The organism is Geodermatophilus pulveris (assembly GCF_900188375.1).
Taxonomy (GTDB): domain Bacteria; phylum Actinomycetota; class Actinomycetes; order Mycobacteriales; family Geodermatophilaceae; genus Geodermatophilus; species Geodermatophilus pulveris.
The window spans coordinates 485,007-499,656 of sequence record NZ_FZOO01000001.1 but is presented as its reverse complement, the minus strand read 5'-3'; the positions used below and the strand labels follow the sequence as shown (position 1 = coordinate 499,656).

The window sequence follows — 14,650 nt, the reverse complement described above, 5'->3', positions numbered from 1 at the left end:
GACGGCGGGTCGTCCACGGACCGCCCCGTCGCCGACCACTCAGCGTCACCCTGCGGACACCTGTGCCCGTCACGCTCGGCGGCGAGCGGACCCACCCGGGTCCGCCGAGCGTCCGGGGAGGCACCGTGACCGCACCCACCGCCGCATCCGGTCCCGCGTGGATCCGGGTCGGGGCCACCGTCGCCGCCGGGCGGCTGCGCCCGCCGGTCGGCGGCCGTCGCCGCCGCAGCGTGTGCGGCGCCGCCCGACTGCTCACCGGCCTCGGCGTGCGCGTCGAGGTCCGCGCCCCCGCGTCGGCCTGGCCGCGCACCGGCACCGGTCCGCTCCTGGTGTCCAACGCCGTCACCGCGCTGGACCCGCTGGCCCTGCTCACCGCCGTCCCCGCCGCCGCGGTGGCCGGCGGCCCGGAGCGGCTGGCCGGCGTGCCCGTGCCCGTCGTGCCGGCGGTCTCCGCCCGGGTCGCCATCGCGCTGCGCGCCGGGACGCCGGTCAGCGCCCGCCCCGAGGCCGGCCGGCCGGACGGCAGGGGCCTGGGCCGCTTCTCCCCCGCGCTGTTCGCCGCCGCCGTGGAGACCGGCGCCGCGGTGTGCCCGGTCGCCGTGCGCTGGCGCGGCCCGGCGACCCCGCCGCCGGCGGGCCGCTCCGCGGTCGCTGCGGTCCGCTGGCTGGCCACCGCCTCCCCCGGCACGGTGGTCGAGGTGCACCTGCTGCCGGCGCTGTCCTCCGCGGGCGCGACGGCCGAGGAGCTGGCGACGACCGCCGAGTACGCGGTCGCCGCCGTCCTCGAGGAGGACGGCGCCGGCCCGGCCCCGTCCCGAGGCCCGCGCCGAGCGTGCGAGGCGTGAGGAGGACGGGGTCCTTCACCAAGCGGCGGCGACCCGCCCGTCCTCGACGGCCAGCCGCCGGGTGGTCTGCACCGCGGCCAGCATCCGCCGGTCGTGGGTCACCAGCAGCAGGGTGCCCCGGTAGTCCGCCAGCGCCTGCTCCAGCTGCTCGATGGCGGGCAGGTCGAGGTGGTTGGTCGGCTCGTCGAGCACCAGCACGTTGACCCCGCGCGCCTGCAGCAGCGCCAGCCCCGCGCGGGTCCGCTCCCCGGGCGAGAGGCTGTCGGCCGGGCGGAGCACGTGCTCGGCGGTCAGCCCGAACTTGGCCAGCAGGGTGCGCACCTCGGCGGTGGGCCAGTCGGGCACCTCCGCGGCGAAGGCGTGCAGCAGCGGCTCCGCGCCGAGGAAGGCCCCGCGGGCCTGGTCGATCTCCCCGATCCGCACCGCGGGGCCCAGGCCGCCGCGGCCCTCGTCGAGCGGCACCCGGCCCAGCAGCGCCGCCAGCAGCGTGGACTTGCCGCTGCCGTTGGGCCCGGTAATGACCACCCGGTCGCCCCAGTCCACCTGCAGGTCGACCGGGCCGAGGGTGAACCCGCCCCGGCGCACGACCGCCCCGGCGAGGGTGGCCACCACCGCACCGGCCCGCGGTGCGGCGGCGATCTCCATCCGCAGCTCCCACTCCTTGCGTGGCTCCTCCACCACCTCCAGCCGCTCGATCCGCCGCTCGGTCTGCCGGGCCTTGGCCGCCTGCTTCTCCGAGGTCTCGGTGCGGAAGGCGCGGCCGATCTTGTCGTTGTCGGGTCGCTTCATGCGGGCGTTGCGCACGCCCTTGGCCATCCAGGCCCGCTGCGTGCGCGCACGGGCCTCCAGCCCGGCGCGCGTCCCGGCGAACTCCTCGTACTCCTCGCGGGCGTGCCGCCGGGCCACCTCCCGCTCCACCAGGTAGGCCTCGTAGCCGCCGTCGTGCACCCGCACCAGCTGCTGGGCGAGGTCCAGCTCCACCACGCGGGTGACCGTGCGGGCGAGGAACTCCCGGTCGTGGCTGACCACGACGATGCCGCCGCGCGCCCCGGCCACGAAGCGCTCCAGCTGGTCCAGGCCGGCCAGGTCCAGGTCGTTGGTGGGCTCGTCGAGCAGCAGCACGTCGTAGCGCGACAGCAGCAGCCCGGCCAGCCCGACCCGCGCCGCCTGGCCGCCGGACAGCGCGGTGGTCGGGACGTCGAGCGCCACGCCGGGAGCCACCTCGGCCACGACCTGCCCCGCGCGCTCGTCGAGGTCGGCCCCGCCGAGGGCCAGCCAGCGCTCGAGGGCGTCGGCGTAGGCGTCGTCGGCGCCGTCGGTGCCGGCGGCCAGCGCCTCGGTCGCGGCGTCCAGCGCGGCCTGCGCGGCGGCGACCCCGGTGCGGCGGGCCAGCGCCTGGCGCACCGTCTCCCCCGGCCGGCGCTCGTGCTCCTGCGGCAGGTACCCGAGGGTCGCCCTCGGCGGGCTGACGGTCACGCTGCCCGACTCGGCCGGAAGCTCGCCGGCCAGCGTGCGCAGGAGGGTGGACTTGCCCGCGCCGTTGGCCCCGACCAGCCCGACGACGTCCCCGGGGGCGACGACCAGGTCCAGGCCGGAGAACAGGACGCGCGGACCGTGGCCGGCGGCCAGGCCGCGGGCGACGAGCGTGGCACTCACGAGGCACCAGGGTGCCTCCCCGGCCCGGGCCGGCGCGACCGGGTTCCCTCATCCGTCGTCGAGGTCGTCCTCCAGGACGTCGTCGGCCATCTCGTCGAGCATGCCCTCCAGCGCCAGGTCGGCCTCCCCCGCCGGCCGGCGGCGCACCAGCCAGGGCTGCAGCTCGTCGTAGCCGCGCACCGACACCCGGCGCAGCGGCCGCACCCGGTAGCGGGGCAGCCCGCGCAGCCGCCGGGCCAGCTCGCGGTCGACGAGCAGCGCCCCCGGCCGGCCGAGCGAGGTCAGCCGGCTGGCCAGGTTCACCACCGGCGAGTAGACGTCGCCGAGGTGGGTGAGCACGGTGCCGTAGGCCGCGCCGACCCGCAGCGGCGGCCGGTCGCCGGTCTGCCAGGTCTCCGGCAGCTCCAGCCCGATCTCGACGGCGTCGATCGCCGAGACGGCGGTGTAGAGGACGCCGTCCCCCACCGTCTTGACGACCCGCCCGCGGTGCCGGGCGATGACCTCGGCGGCCGTGCCCTCGAAGTCCTCCACCATCGCGCCGAGCTCGCGGCCGGCCATGCCGCGGCTGCGGCTGGTGTAGCCGACCAGGTCGGCGAAGCCCACGGCCAGCTCGCGGCGGTCGCCGCCGGCGCTGGCCAGCAGCCGCTCGGCGTTGGCGGCCAGGTGGCGCCGCCACACGTAGTCCTGCAGCGCCCGCAGCAGCGGCAGCAGCCGGCGGGTGCCCTCCACCGCCCGCTGCGGGTCGATCGGGGTCTCCCCTCTCGCGTCGTCGCGGGCGAGCACGTCGGCGAGCAGGTCGGTCTGCCAGTCGGCGAGACGGGACAGCGACTGCGCCATCGCCCGGATGATCGACGCCTCGAAGTCCTCGTCGACGAAGCCGGTGTCGATCAGTGCCGAGAGCAGGGCGAGCGCCTGCACGTCCGCGTCGGTGAAGACCTGGTCGTCGTCGGCGGCGTCCGGGAAGCCCAGCGCCCGCCACAGCCGACGGGTGCGCTCGGGGGGCATGCCCGCCATCGCGCCGACCTGCAGGCGGGTGTACCGGCGCGGACCGCCCAGGAGCACGCGCAGCAGCGCCTCGCGGGGGTCGTCGGGGTCGGTCACGGCGTCGGGGTCCCGGGGTGCGGCCGGCAGCGGGGTCAGTCGGTGGTGTGCACGACCAGGACGTCGACCGACGAGCGGCGGGTCACGTCGCCGGGCACCGACCCCACCAGCCGGCCCTTGGTGCCGTCCATCCCGCGGTTGCCGACGACGAGCAGGTCCGCCTGCGTCCGGGTGACCACGTCGATGAGCGTCTCCACCGGTGAGCCGACGACGGCGAGCTCGTCGACGTCCCCCGCGCCGGCGCCGGCGGCGACGGCCGCCTCCGCCGCGGCGCGCACGGTCTGCTCCGCCGGCGCCGGCCCGACGACCGGCCGGACCTCCTCGCCGATCTCCGCCCGGGCCCGGCGGGCCTCGCGCTCGTCGCTCCGGGAGGGCAGATAGGCGCAGACGATGACCAGCCGGGCACCGCAGGCCCCGGCGAGCGCGCCGGCGCGCTCGACGGCGATCAGCGAGGACCGCGACCCGTCGGTCCCGACGACGACCGTGCGGTAGGCGCTCACGGCCCCCCCTCGCTCGTCGTCCCGCCGCCCCGGGGCGGCACCGGCCGGCCCAAGCTATCGAAGTACCGGTCAGCGGTGTGCCCGGGGTCACGCCGCGACACGCCCGCCGGCCGCTCCCGGGACGGCCGCGGGGGTGCCGTGGGGACCGCCCGGTGCGCTTGGATGGAGCCGTCGCACGGCCGACGACGAGGAGAGCGCCATCCACCCCGGCAGCAGCCCCGACCGAGGCCCGGTCCGGGTCGAGGTCCGCGGCCTCAGCAAGAGCTTCGGCGCCGTCCGCGCCGTCGACGACCTCAGCTTCAGCGTCGAGCCCGGCTCGATCACCGGCTTCCTCGGCCCCAACGGCGCCGGCAAGACCACGACCCTGCGCATGGCCCTGGGGCTGGAGCAGCCCGACGCGGGGACGGCGACCTTCGGCGGCGTCCCGTACGCCGCGCTGCCGGCGCCGGTGCGCACCGTCGGCGCGGTGCTGGAGACCGCCTTCCACCCGGCCCGGTCCGGGCGCAACCACCTGCGGGTCTACTGCCGGGCGGCGGGCCTGCCGCCCGGCCGCGCCGACGAGGTGCTCGCCCAGGTCGGGCTGGCCGACGCCGGCCGGCGCCGCGCGGGCGGGTACTCCCTGGGCATGCGCCAGCGGCTGGCGCTGGCCACCGCGCTGCTCGGCGACCCGGCGGTGCTGGTGCTCGACGAGCCGGCCAACGGGCTGGACCCCGAGGGCATCCAGTGGCTGCGCGGCTTCCTGCGCCACCTCGCGCACGACGAGGGGCGCACCGTGCTGGTCTCCAGCCACCTGCTGGCGGAGATGGAGCAGACCGCCGACCGCGTGGTGATCGTGGGCGCCGGGCGGCTGGTCCGCGAGGGGTCGATCGCCGAGCTGCGCTCCGGCGCCCAGGGCAGCGGGCCGGTGCTGGTGCGCAGCCCGCAGGCAGGCCGGCTGGCCGAGGTCCTCAGCGCGGCCGGGTTCTCCGTCGCGCCCGACGACGACGGCCGGATCGCCGTGGCCGGGACGACGCCGGCCGCCGTGGGCGCGCAGGCCTTCCGCGCGGGCCTGGAGCTGCACGAACTGCGCGCGGAGAGCAGCGGTCTGGAGGAGCTGTACTTCCGGCTCACCGCCGGCCAGGAGCAGTACGCCGCGCCCGAGGGGAGCCGACCGTGACCGCCCTGGTCCGTGCCGAGTGGACCAAGCTGTTCACCACCCGCGTCTGGATCGGGCTGCTGCTCGGCGCGTGCGTCCTGGTCGCCGGCTTCACCGCGCTGTTCACCGCCTTCGCCGGCAGTGCCGACGACGGCGGGGGCGGCCCCGGCGGGGGCGGCCCGCCGCTGCCCCCGGTGGGCACCCCGGAGTACGAGCAGCTGGCCCTGGCGACCGGCGCCAACGTCACGGTGCTCTTCCTCATCCTCGGCATCATCGGGACCACCCAGGAGTTCCGGCACCGCACCGCCACCCCGACCTTCCTCACCACGCCGCGGCGCGGGCGGGTCATCACCGCCAAGCTGCTCGCCTACGCGCTGGCCGCGGTGCCGCTGGCCGTGGTGGTCATCGCCGTCAACGTCGCCGTCGTGCTGGTCTACGCCGGCGCCCGCGGGGACGCCCCGGAGCTGTCCGGGGACAACCTGCGCGTGCTCGCCGGGGTCGGGGCGGCGCTGGTCGTCTACACGGTGATCGGCGTCGGGGTGGGCGCGCTGGTGCGCAACCAGGTGGGCGCCATCGTGGGCGCTCTGGTCTACCTGTTCGTCGTCGAGGCGATCGTGCAGCTGGTCCCGGCCCTGTCCGACGCCTACAAGTGGCTGCCCGGCGGCGCGCTGGAGGCGATGACGGCCACGATCGGGCTGACCGAGCTGCTCGAGCCCTGGCAGGGCGGGCTGGTGCTGCTCGGCTACGGGATCGTGGCGGCCGTGCTGGGGACGTTGCTCGCCGTCCGCCGCGACGTCGTCTAGCGCGCCCGCTCCTCCACCGCACTCCCACCGGCCCGCCACCGGCCGTCCCCCGACCTGAACGAGGATCCCGATGACCACGCGCATGACCGCCCCCCGGCTCGGCCGGCTGATCGCCGACGGCGACGCCACCGCCGTCGGCACCGCCGTCCGGGAGGCCCCGCGGCTGCTGGCGGCCACGGTCGAGCGCGACGGCCAGGGCGGCTGGACGCCGCTGCACCTGGCGGTCGCGGAGGGGCGGGCCGAGGTCGTGCGGCTGCTCGTCGAGGCCGGCGCGGACCTCGGCGCGCGCACCGAGCACGGCCGGGACCCGCTGCACACCGCGCTGGAGTCCGCCCCCGACCTCGTCCCGCTGCTGCGCGAGCTGGGCGCGCCGGTGGACGCCGCCAGCGCCGCCTACCTCGACGACGTCGAGCGGCTGGACGCCGAGCTGGACGGCGGCGCCCCGCTGGTCGACCCGGTGACCGGGGTGGACCTGCTGGTGCTCGCCGCGGCCGGGGGCGCGGCCGGCACCGCCCGGGTGCTGCTGGGCCGGGGGGCCGACGCCGGCGGCGGCGCCCTGCACGCCGCCGCCGCCGGCGCCCGGCTGGAGCTGGTCCACCTGCTGCTGGCTGCCGGCGCCGACGTCAACCGGCGCGACCCCGACACCGGCCGGTGCCCCCTGCACGCCGCCGTCGCCGCCGGCGGGGACGGGGACGTGCGGGAGCTGGTGTGCGCGCTGCTCGACGCGGGCGCCGACGTGGACGCGACGACCGCCGACGGGGCCAGCGCGCTGGACATCAGCCGGGTGGCCGCCGCCCGCAGCCGCCGCGACGACGCCGGCCGGGCGACCGCGCACGACGCCCTCGCCGAGCTGCTGGTGTCCCGGGGCGCCACGGAGTGAGGCCCTCCTGCCGACCCGTCCCGGACCCGCGGACCGGCGGGGACGCGGCCGCCGCGTGCACCCGGTCCGCACGGAGGTGCGGGCGTAGACTCCATCCCCGGTCCAGAGACGTCCACCGACGACGAAGAAGGCACCCGACCCCGTGTCAAGCGTGAGCTCATCCCGGCCGTCCGCCACCTCCTCCTCCTCGGTGGCGGGGTTCGGCACCAACGAGTGGCTGGTCGAGGAGATGTACCAGCAGTACCTCGCCGATCCCGCCAGCGTGGACCAGGCGTGGCACGAGTTCTTCGCCGACTACCGGCCGGGCAGCCCGGTGGCCGCCAGCGACGACCGGGACGCCCCGGCCGCCGCGGCGCCGGAGCCTGCCGCCGCTCCCGCCCCCCCGGCTGCCGCCGAGCCGGCGCCGTCGGCCCCGGCGCAGGCCGAGCGTCAGCCGGAGCCCGGCGAGGTCACCGCCCCGTCGCGGGCCACACCCGTCCCGGAGCGCACCGAGGACACCGTGGTGGGCCGGGCCGCCGACCGGGCCGAGGCCCAGCAGCCGGCCGCCAAGGCGGCCGCGGCGGCCGAGCCCACCGCCGAGCCCGCCGCCAGGCCCGCCGCCAGGCCCGCTGAGAAGGCCGCCGCCAAGGCCGGCAAGCCGGCCGGCGAGGGCCCCCGGCGGGTGCCGCTGCGCGGGGCGGCGGCCAGCGTCGTCAAGAACATGAACGCCTCGCTGACCGTGCCGACGGCCACCAGCGTGCGCGCCGTGCCGGCCAAGCTGTTGGCCGACAACCGCATCGTCGTCAACAACCACCTCGCCCGCTCCCGCGGCGGGAAGGTCTCCTTCACCCACCTGATCGGCTACGCGCTGGTCCGGGCGCTCGACGACTTCCCGAACATGAACAGCGCCTTCGCCGAGGTCGACGGCAAGCCGACCCTGGTGCAGCCCGAGCACGTCAACTTCGGCCTGGCCATCGACCTGCCCAAGCGCGACGGCTCCCGCTCGCTCGTGGTCGCCTCGATCAAGTCGGCCGAGCAGATGGACTTCGCCCAGTTCTGGGGCGCCTACGAGGACGTGATCCGCCGTGCCCGCGCGGGCAAGCTGACGCTGGAGGACTTCTCCGGCACCACGATCAGCCTCACCAACCCCGGCACCATCGGCACCGTCCACTCTGTGCCGCGGCTGACCGCCGGCCAGGGCGCGATCATCGGCGTCGGCGCCATGGAGTACCCGGCCGAGTTCCAGGGGATGAGCCCCGAGGCGCTCACCGACATGGCGGTCAGCAAGATCATCACGCTGACCTCGACCTACGACCACCGGATCATCCAGGGTGCGGAGTCCGGCGACTTCCTGCGCCGCCTGCACCAGCTGCTGCTCGGCGAGGACGGCTTCTACGACGGCGTCTTCCGGTCGCTGCGCATCCCCTACGAGCCGGTGCGCTGGATGCCCGACGTGCGGGTCAGCCGCGAGGGGCAGATCGACAAGGAAGCCCGGGTCATCGAGGTCATCGACTCCTACCGGCGCAACGGCCACCTCATGGCCGACACCGACCCGCTGGAGTTCAAGGTCCGCAGCCACCCGGACCTGGACATCCTGCAGCACGGCCTGACGCTGTGGGACCTCGACCGCAGGTTCCCCGTCGGCGGGTTCGCCGGCGAGAAGCTGATGGCGCTGCGCGACGTCCTCGGGGTGCTGCGCAACTCCTACTGCCGCACCGTCGGCGTGGAGTACATGCACATCACCGACCCCGAAGAGCGGGAGTGGATCCAGCAGCGGGTCGAGCTCAAGGCCGAGCAGCCCGACCGGGAGAAGCAGAAGCACGTGCTGGGCCGGCTCAACGCCGCTGAGGCGTTCGAGACCTTCCTGCAGACCAAGTACGTCGGCCAGAAGCGGTTCAGCCTGGAGGGCGGGGAGTCGTTGATCCCGGTGCTCGACGAGGTCCTCCTCGCCGGCACCGACCACGGCCTGGACGAGGTCGCGATCGGCATGCCGCACCGCGGCCGGCTCAACGTGCTGGCCAACGTCCTCGGCAAGAGCTACGCGAAGATCTTCGGCGAGTTCGAGGGCAACATCGACCCCGGCACCGTCCAGGGCTCCGGTGACGTCAAATACCACCTCGGCGCCGAGGGCACCTTCGAGAACCCGTTCAAGCCCGGTGCCGAGATCGCGGTCTCGCTGGCCAGCAACCCCTCGCACCTGGAGACGGTGAACCCCGTCCTGGAGGGGATCGCCCGCGCCAAGCAGGACATGATCGACAAGGGCGAGGGCGGCTTCACCGTCCTGCCGGTCCTGCTGCACGGCGACGCGGCTTTCGCCGGTCAGGGCGTGGTCGCCGAGACGCTCAACCTGTCGCAGCTGCGCGGCTACCGCACCGGCGGCACGGTGCACGTCGTCGTCAACAACCAGGTCGGCTTCACCACCAGCCCGGCGCAGTCCCGCTCGAGCCTCTACTCGACCGACGTCGCCCGGATGGTCAACGCACCGATCTTCCACGTCAACGGCGACGACCCCGAGGCGTGCGTGCGGGTGGCCCGGCTGGCTGTGGACTACCGGCAGGCGTTCAAGAAGGACGTCGTCGTCGACCTGGTCTGCTACCGCCGGCGCGGCCACAACGAGGGCGACGACCCCTCGATGACCCAGCCGCTGATGTACGACATCATCGACCGCAAGCGCTCGGTCCGGAAGCTGTACACCGAGTCGCTCATCGGCCGCGGCGACATCACGCTGCAGGAGGCCGAGGAGGCCCTCCGGGACTACCGCGACCAGCTCGAGCGGGCCTTCGCCGAGACCCACGACGCGCAGGACACCAGCAAGCCCGAGCCGGTCATGGACCCCCGCACGGCGCAGCAGTCCACGGTCGCGACCGCGATCACGCCCGAGGCCATGAAGGCCATCGGCGACGCGCACGTGTCCTTCCCCGAGCACTTCGCACCGCACCCCAAGCTGCAGCGGATGCTGGAGCGGCGCGCGGCGATGGTCAGCGAGGGTGGCATCGACTGGGCGATGGGCGAGCTGCTCGCCTTCGGGTCGCTGCTCGTGCAGGGCGTCCCGGTGCGGCTGGCCGGTCAGGACTCCCGCCGCGGCACGTTCGTGCAGCGGCACTCGGTGCTCATCGACCGTCAGAACGGGTCGGAGTTCACCCCGCTGGCGCACCTGGCCGAGGACCAGGCGAAGTTCTTCGTCTACGACTCGCTGCTCTCGGAGTACGCCGCGGTCGGCTTCGAGTACGGCTACTCGGTGGGCAACCCGAGGGCGCTGGTGCTGTGGGAGGCGCAGTTCGGCGACTTCGTCAACGGCGCCCAGATGGTCATCGACGAGTTCATCAGCTCCGGCGAGGCGAAGTGGGGGCAGCGCTCCGGCGTCGTCCTGCTGCTGCCGCACGGCCTCGAGGGGCAGGGCCCCGACCACTCCAGCGGCCGGATCGAGCGGTTCCTGCAGCTGTCGGCGGAGAACAACATGACCGTCGCCAACTGCTCGACGCCGGGCAACTACTTCCACCTGCTGCGCCGCCAGGCGCTGTCGGACGTGCACCGGCCGCTGGTCGTGTTCACCCCGAAGTCGCTGCTGCGGGCCAAGGCCGCGGTCAGTCCGGTCTCGGACTTCACCGACGAGTCCTTCCGCCCGGTGCTGCCCGACCCGGGCGTGGGCGGCGAGCCGCTGGACGACGGCGCGGTGCGCCGGGTCCTGCTGTGCAGCGGCAAGGTCGCCTACGACCTGCTGGCCCAGCGGGAGGCCACCGGCACGGCCGACACCGCGGTGGTCCGCGTCGAGCAGCTCTACCCGCTGCCCGCCGAGGAGGTCGTTCGGCAGCTGGAGCGCTACCCGTCGGCCGAGGACGTCGTCTGGGTGCAGGAGGAACCGGCCAACATGGGCGCCTGGCAGTTCATGGCCGTCAACCTGCCCGAGCACCTGCCGGCCGGCCGCCGGCTGCGGCCCGTCACCCGCCGCGCCTCGGCCAGCCCGGCCGTCGGCTCGGCGAAGGTGCACGAGGCCGAGCAGAAGCAGCTGGTCGCGCAGGCCTTCGCCGACTGACGCCCGTGTACTTCACCGACCGCGGCCTGGAGGAGCTGGCCGACCGGCGGGGCGGGGAGCAGGTGACCCTCGCCTGGCTGGCCGGCCAGCTGCAGGCCTTCGTCGACCAGCACCCGGACTTCGAGGTGCCGATCGAGCGGCTGGCCACCTGGCTGGCCCGCGGCGGCACCGACGAGGACGACCCGGAGGACTAGGGGCCCCGCGGGCGCGCCTGCGTGGGCAGCGGGCCGGGTGACGGCACGCTGTGTCGGTGCTCGGTCACTCGCACGCGCTGTCCGGGCTCGCCACCGGCGCCGCCACGCTGCCCTGGGCCCCGGTCGGGGGCACCCTCGGCCAGGTCGCCTGGATCGCCGCGGTCGGCGGGATGGCCATGCTGCCCGACCTGGACCACAGCGGCTCCACCGTCTCGGACATGTGGGGGCCGCTCACCGACGTCCCGTCCGGAGCGATCGGCCGACTGGCCCAGGGGCACCGCTGGGGCACCCACGACGCCGTCCTGGCGCCGCTGGCCTTCGGCGCGCTGGCGCTGGCCGCGGCCGACGCGTTCTGGTCCAGCCTGCTGCTGCTGAGCCTGGCGATCGGGCTGGCGCTGCGCGCCCTGCACTTCGTCATCCCGGGGCGGGCGGAGAACACCGTGGTGGGGAACCTGGTGCTCTCCTGGGGCGGCGCCTGGCTGCTGCTGGGGCACACCCCGCAGCCCGGGTGGCTGCCGTGGGCGGTCGCGCTCGGCGTGCTCACCCACATCGCCGGCGACGCGATCACCACGCAGGGCGTGCCGGTGCCGGTGCTGTGGGTGGTCAGGCGCGCGCGGCTGACGCTGACGCCGATGCGCACCGGCACCGCGCTGGAGAAGGGCGTGCTGGTGCCGGCCTTCGTGCTCGCCACGCTGTGGTGCGTCTACCTCAACACCGACGTCCGCGGGGCCGTCGACCCCCTGCTGCAGGCCCTCCCCGGCCTCAGCGGGTGACGCCCTGCTCCCGGGCGCGGTCGGCGACCGCGGCCGCGACGGCCTCGGCCACGCGGCGGTCCAGCGGGCTGGGCACCACGTAGTCCGCGCGCACCTCGTCACCCACGACGTCGGCGATCGCGGTGGCCGCGGCCAGCTTCATCTCCTCGGTGATGCCGGTGGCGCCGGCGTCGATCGCGCCGCGGAAGACGCCGGGGAACGCGAGCACGTTGTTGATCTGGTTGGGCTCGCCGCTGCGCCCGGTGGCCACGACGGCCGCGTGGCGGGCCGCCATCTCCGGGTCGACCTCGGGGATCGGGTTGGCCAGCGAGAACACGATGCAGTCGTCGGCCATCGCGGCGATCGCCGACTCGGGCACCGAGCCGCCGGACAGCCCGAGGTAGACGTCGGCACCCTCGAGCGCGCCGACCATCGTGCCGGCGTAGCCGCTGCGGTTGGTGTTCTCGGCGAGCCAGCGCTTCACCGGCGTGAGGTCCTCTCGGCCGGTGTGCAGCACGCCCCGGGAGTCGGCCACGGCCAGGCCCCCGACACCGGCCTCCAGCAGGATCTTGGTGCACGCGACGCCGGCCGCGCCGGCGCCGGAGACGACGACCCGCAGGTCGGCCAGCTCCCGCCCGACCACCCGCGCGGCGTTGCGCAGCGCGGCCAGGACGACGATCGCCGTCCCGTGCTGGTCGTCGTGCATGACCGGGATGTCCAGCCGCTCGCGCAGCCGGTCCTCGATCTCGAAGCACCGCGGGGCGCTGATGTCCTCGAGGTTGATGCCCCCGAAGGACGGCGCGATCGCCACGACCGTCTCCACGATGGCGTCCACGTCGGTCGTCGACAGCACCACCGGCACCGACGACAGCCCGGCGAACTCGCTGAACAGGCAGGCCTTGCCCTCCATGACCGGCAGCGCCGCGGCGGGCCCGATGTCGCCGAGCCCGAGCACGGCGGTGCCGTCGGAGACGACCGCGACCACGCGGGGCGCCCAGGTGAACCGGTCGGCGAGGGCGGGCTCGGCCGCGATCGCGCTGGACACCCGGGCGACCCCCGGGGTGTAGGTCAGGGCCAGGTCGGCCACCGTCTCGATCGCGCGGGTGGGCCGCACGACCAGCTTGCCGCCCTCGTGCACCGCGAACGCCGGGTCGTCGGCGAACCGGTCGGCCGTTCCGTGCAGCTGCTGCGCGCTCATGGGCCCGGGAGCGTAACCGAATCGTGACACGGGCACGTCCCCGGACCACCGGAGCCGCGGACACGGCCGGTCCGGTGGGCGGCGGCTGCGCTCGGGCCGGGCCGGCGCTGGCTACGGTCCATGCGTGCAGACCCGCCCGCTCGCCGTCGGCGACGCCCACGTCATCGACCTCGTGCCGCACGGTGACGCCCGCGGCCGCTTCACCGAGTGGTACCGCGCCGACGTGCTCGCCGACGCGGTCGGCCACGGCCTGCCGCTGGCCCAGGCCAACCACAGCGTGTCCGCGCGCGGGGTGCTCCGCGGCGTGCACTTCGCGCTGGTGCCCCCCGGCCAGGCCAAGTACGTCTACTGCCCGGCCGGGCGGGTGCTCGACGTGGTCGTCGACGTCCGGGTCGGCTCCCCCACCTTCGGCGCGCACGACGCCGTGGTCCTCGACAGCGAGCAGCCGCGGGCGGTGTACCTGGCCGAGGGCCTCGGCCACGCCTTCCTCTCGCTGGCCGACGGCAGCTCGGTCACCTACCTGGTGTCCAGCGGCTACGACCCGGCCCGGGAGTTCGGCATCTCCCCGGTGGACCCGGCGCTGGGCCTGCCGTGGCCGAGCGACGTCCCCTTCGAGCTGTCGGCCAAGGACCGGGCGGCCCCCACGCTGGCGGAGGCCCGCGAGCAGGGCCTGCTGCCGACGTTCGAGGAGTGCCGGGCCCGCTACGCGCAGCTGCGCGCGTCCGGTCAGCCCTGAGGGCGGGGCAGGCGGCCCGGCCGCGGCCACAGCCGGGCGACCACCCGCCCGACGACGACGGCGGGCCCGAACGCCCGGCTGTCGTCGGTGACGAACGGGTTGTCGCCCTCGACCCAGTACCCGCCCGGGACCGCCCGGCGCACCCGCTTGACGACCAGCAGCCCCGGCCGGGCCGGGAACCGGGCCAGCACCACGTCGCCGTCGGCGACCCGGCGTCCCGGACCGGCCCGGCGGACCAGCAGCCGGTCACCGGAGCGCACCGTGGGCGTCATCGAGGGGCCGCGCACCCGGGCCAGCACCCACGGTGTGACCAGCGGCGGGACCGCTGCCCGGCCCCCCGGCTCGGCCGTGTCCCCGCTGCTCACCGGGAGTAGGGTCGCAGACGACCGACCCCTCAGAACCGGAGGCTCAGCCCAATGCGTCTGCGCATTTTCTCCGCCGTGGAGGCCACCGCTCACTGCGACCTCCCCTGCGGCGTCTACGACCCGGCCCAGGCCCGCATCGAAGCGGAGTCCGTCAAGGCGATCCAGGAGAAGTACCAGGCCAACGAGGACCCGGCCTTCCGCACCCGCGCGATCTTGATCAAGGAGCAGCGGGCGGACCTGGTCAAGCACCACCTGTGGGTGCTGTGGACGGACTACTTCAAGCCGCCGCACTTCGAGAAGTACCCGCAGCTGCACGAGCTGTTCAACAAGGCGACCAAGCAGGCCGGCGCCGCCGGCGGCAAGGGCAGCATGGACCCCGCCGAGGGCCAGAAGCTGCTCGACCACATCGCCGAGATCGACAAGATCTTCTGGGAGACCAAGGCCGCGGCCTGATCACGGGTCTCCCCTGCACC

The 14,650-nt window shown here is 75.5% G+C and carries 14 protein-coding genes; 9 read left to right on the top strand and 5 right to left on the bottom strand.

Features of this window, described 5'->3' with window-relative positions; all coding sequences use genetic code 11:
- The first annotated feature begins 125 nt into the window (after positions 1-125).
- Positions 126-845 carry a lysophospholipid acyltransferase family protein gene (locus CHB98_RS02475; RefSeq protein WP_143424915.1) on the top strand — a complete coding sequence of 240 codons (720 nt, stop codon included), beginning with the start codon at positions 126-128 and terminating at the stop codon, positions 843-845.
- A gap of 15 nt (positions 846-860) precedes the next feature.
- Here CHB98_RS02475 and CHB98_RS02470 read toward each other — a convergent pair whose 3' ends face one another.
- Genes CHB98_RS02470 through CHB98_RS02460 form a run of 3 tightly spaced genes read right to left on the bottom strand, consistent with a single transcriptional unit; the run spans position 861 to position 4,102 of the window.
- Positions 861-2,501, bottom strand: a complete 1,641-nt coding sequence (locus CHB98_RS02470; RefSeq protein WP_089303992.1) for an ABC-F family ATP-binding cassette domain-containing protein — start codon at positions 2,499-2,501, stop codon at positions 861-863.
- Positions 2,502-2,549: 48 nt separating this feature from the next.
- Positions 2,550-3,602 carry an adenylate/guanylate cyclase domain-containing protein gene (locus CHB98_RS02465; RefSeq protein ID WP_089303991.1) on the bottom strand — a complete coding sequence of 351 codons (1,053 nt, stop codon included), beginning with the start codon at positions 3,600-3,602 and terminating at the stop codon, positions 2,550-2,552.
- Positions 3,603-3,637: 35 nt separating this feature from the next.
- Positions 3,638-4,102 carry a universal stress protein gene (locus tag CHB98_RS02460; protein WP_089303990.1) on the bottom strand — a complete coding sequence of 155 codons (465 nt, stop codon included), beginning with the start codon at positions 4,100-4,102 and terminating at the stop codon, positions 3,638-3,640.
- 133 nt (positions 4,103-4,235) lie between these two features.
- Between CHB98_RS02460 and CHB98_RS02455 the strand changes: the two genes are divergently transcribed.
- From CHB98_RS02455 to CHB98_RS02430, 6 genes are all read left to right on the top strand, one after another.
- Entirely contained in the window at positions 4,236-5,258 is a 1,023-nt protein-coding gene (locus CHB98_RS02455; protein ID WP_245820870.1) for an ABC transporter ATP-binding protein, read from the top strand.
- Positions 5,255-6,040 (top strand): ABC transporter permease, encoded by a 786-nt coding sequence (locus CHB98_RS02450; protein ID WP_089303989.1) that lies wholly within the window; start codon positions 5,255-5,257, stop codon positions 6,038-6,040. Before CHB98_RS02455 ends, CHB98_RS02450 begins: the two co-directional genes overlap by 4 nt.
- A gap of 70 nt (positions 6,041-6,110) precedes the next feature.
- Positions 6,111-6,920, top strand: coding sequence for an ankyrin repeat domain-containing protein (locus CHB98_RS02445; protein ID WP_089303988.1), 810 nt, complete (start codon positions 6,111-6,113; stop codon positions 6,918-6,920).
- A 151-nt stretch (positions 6,921-7,071) separates the two neighbouring features.
- Entirely contained in the window at positions 7,072-10,932 is a 3,861-nt protein-coding gene (locus CHB98_RS02440) for a multifunctional oxoglutarate decarboxylase/oxoglutarate dehydrogenase thiamine pyrophosphate-binding subunit/dihydrolipoyllysine-residue succinyltransferase subunit (RefSeq protein ID WP_245820869.1), read from the top strand.
- A 5-nt stretch (positions 10,933-10,937) separates the two neighbouring features.
- Positions 10,938-11,126 (top strand): DUF6104 family protein, encoded by a 189-nt coding sequence (locus CHB98_RS02435; RefSeq protein WP_089303986.1) that lies wholly within the window; start codon positions 10,938-10,940, stop codon positions 11,124-11,126.
- Between the two features lie 56 nt (positions 11,127-11,182).
- Complete coding sequence (locus tag CHB98_RS02430; protein ID WP_089304217.1) at positions 11,183-11,899, top strand: metal-dependent hydrolase; 717 nt, start codon at positions 11,183-11,185, stop codon at positions 11,897-11,899.
- Here CHB98_RS02430 and CHB98_RS02425 read toward each other — a convergent pair.
- Positions 11,889-13,076 carry an NAD(P)-dependent malic enzyme gene (locus CHB98_RS02425; RefSeq protein WP_089303985.1) on the bottom strand — a complete coding sequence of 396 codons (1,188 nt, stop codon included), beginning with the start codon at positions 13,074-13,076 and terminating at the stop codon, positions 11,889-11,891. The two genes, CHB98_RS02430 and CHB98_RS02425, sit on opposite strands and share 11 nt — an antisense overlap.
- 124 nt (positions 13,077-13,200) lie before the next feature.
- Here CHB98_RS02425 and CHB98_RS02420 point away from each other — a divergent pair, with 124 nt between their 5' ends.
- On the top strand, positions 13,201-13,812 hold the full coding sequence (locus CHB98_RS02420; protein ID WP_089303984.1) for a dTDP-4-dehydrorhamnose 3,5-epimerase family protein: 612 nt from the start codon (positions 13,201-13,203) through the stop codon (positions 13,810-13,812).
- On the opposite strand, the gene CHB98_RS02415 is transcribed toward CHB98_RS02420, so the two are convergent.
- Positions 13,803-14,177: a S26 family signal peptidase gene (locus CHB98_RS02415; protein WP_245820868.1), complete on the bottom strand. Its 375-nt coding sequence runs from the start codon at positions 14,175-14,177 to the stop codon at positions 13,803-13,805. The two genes, CHB98_RS02420 and CHB98_RS02415, sit on opposite strands and share 10 nt — an antisense overlap.
- A 51-nt stretch (positions 14,178-14,228) precedes the next feature.
- On the opposite strand from CHB98_RS02415, the gene sodN reads away from it, so the two are divergent.
- Positions 14,229-14,630: a superoxide dismutase, Ni gene (gene sodN / locus CHB98_RS02410; protein WP_089303983.1), complete on the top strand. Its 402-nt coding sequence runs from the start codon at positions 14,229-14,231 to the stop codon at positions 14,628-14,630.
- Positions 14,631-14,650: the final 20 nt, after the last annotated feature.

What these genes read in the sequence shown, in the direction of transcription:
- CHB98_RS02445 (WP_089303988.1), top strand. Translation starts at nt 6,111, where the DNA reads ATGACCACGCGCATGACCGCCCCCCGGCTCGGCCGGCTGATCGCCGAC.
- CHB98_RS02425 (WP_089303985.1), bottom strand. Translation starts at nt 13,076, where the DNA reads ATGAGCGCGCAGCAGCTGCACGGAACGGCCGACCGGTTCGCCGACGAC.
- sodN (WP_089303983.1), top strand. Translation starts at nt 14,229, where the DNA reads ATGCGTCTGCGCATTTTCTCCGCCGTGGAGGCCACCGCTCACTGCGAC.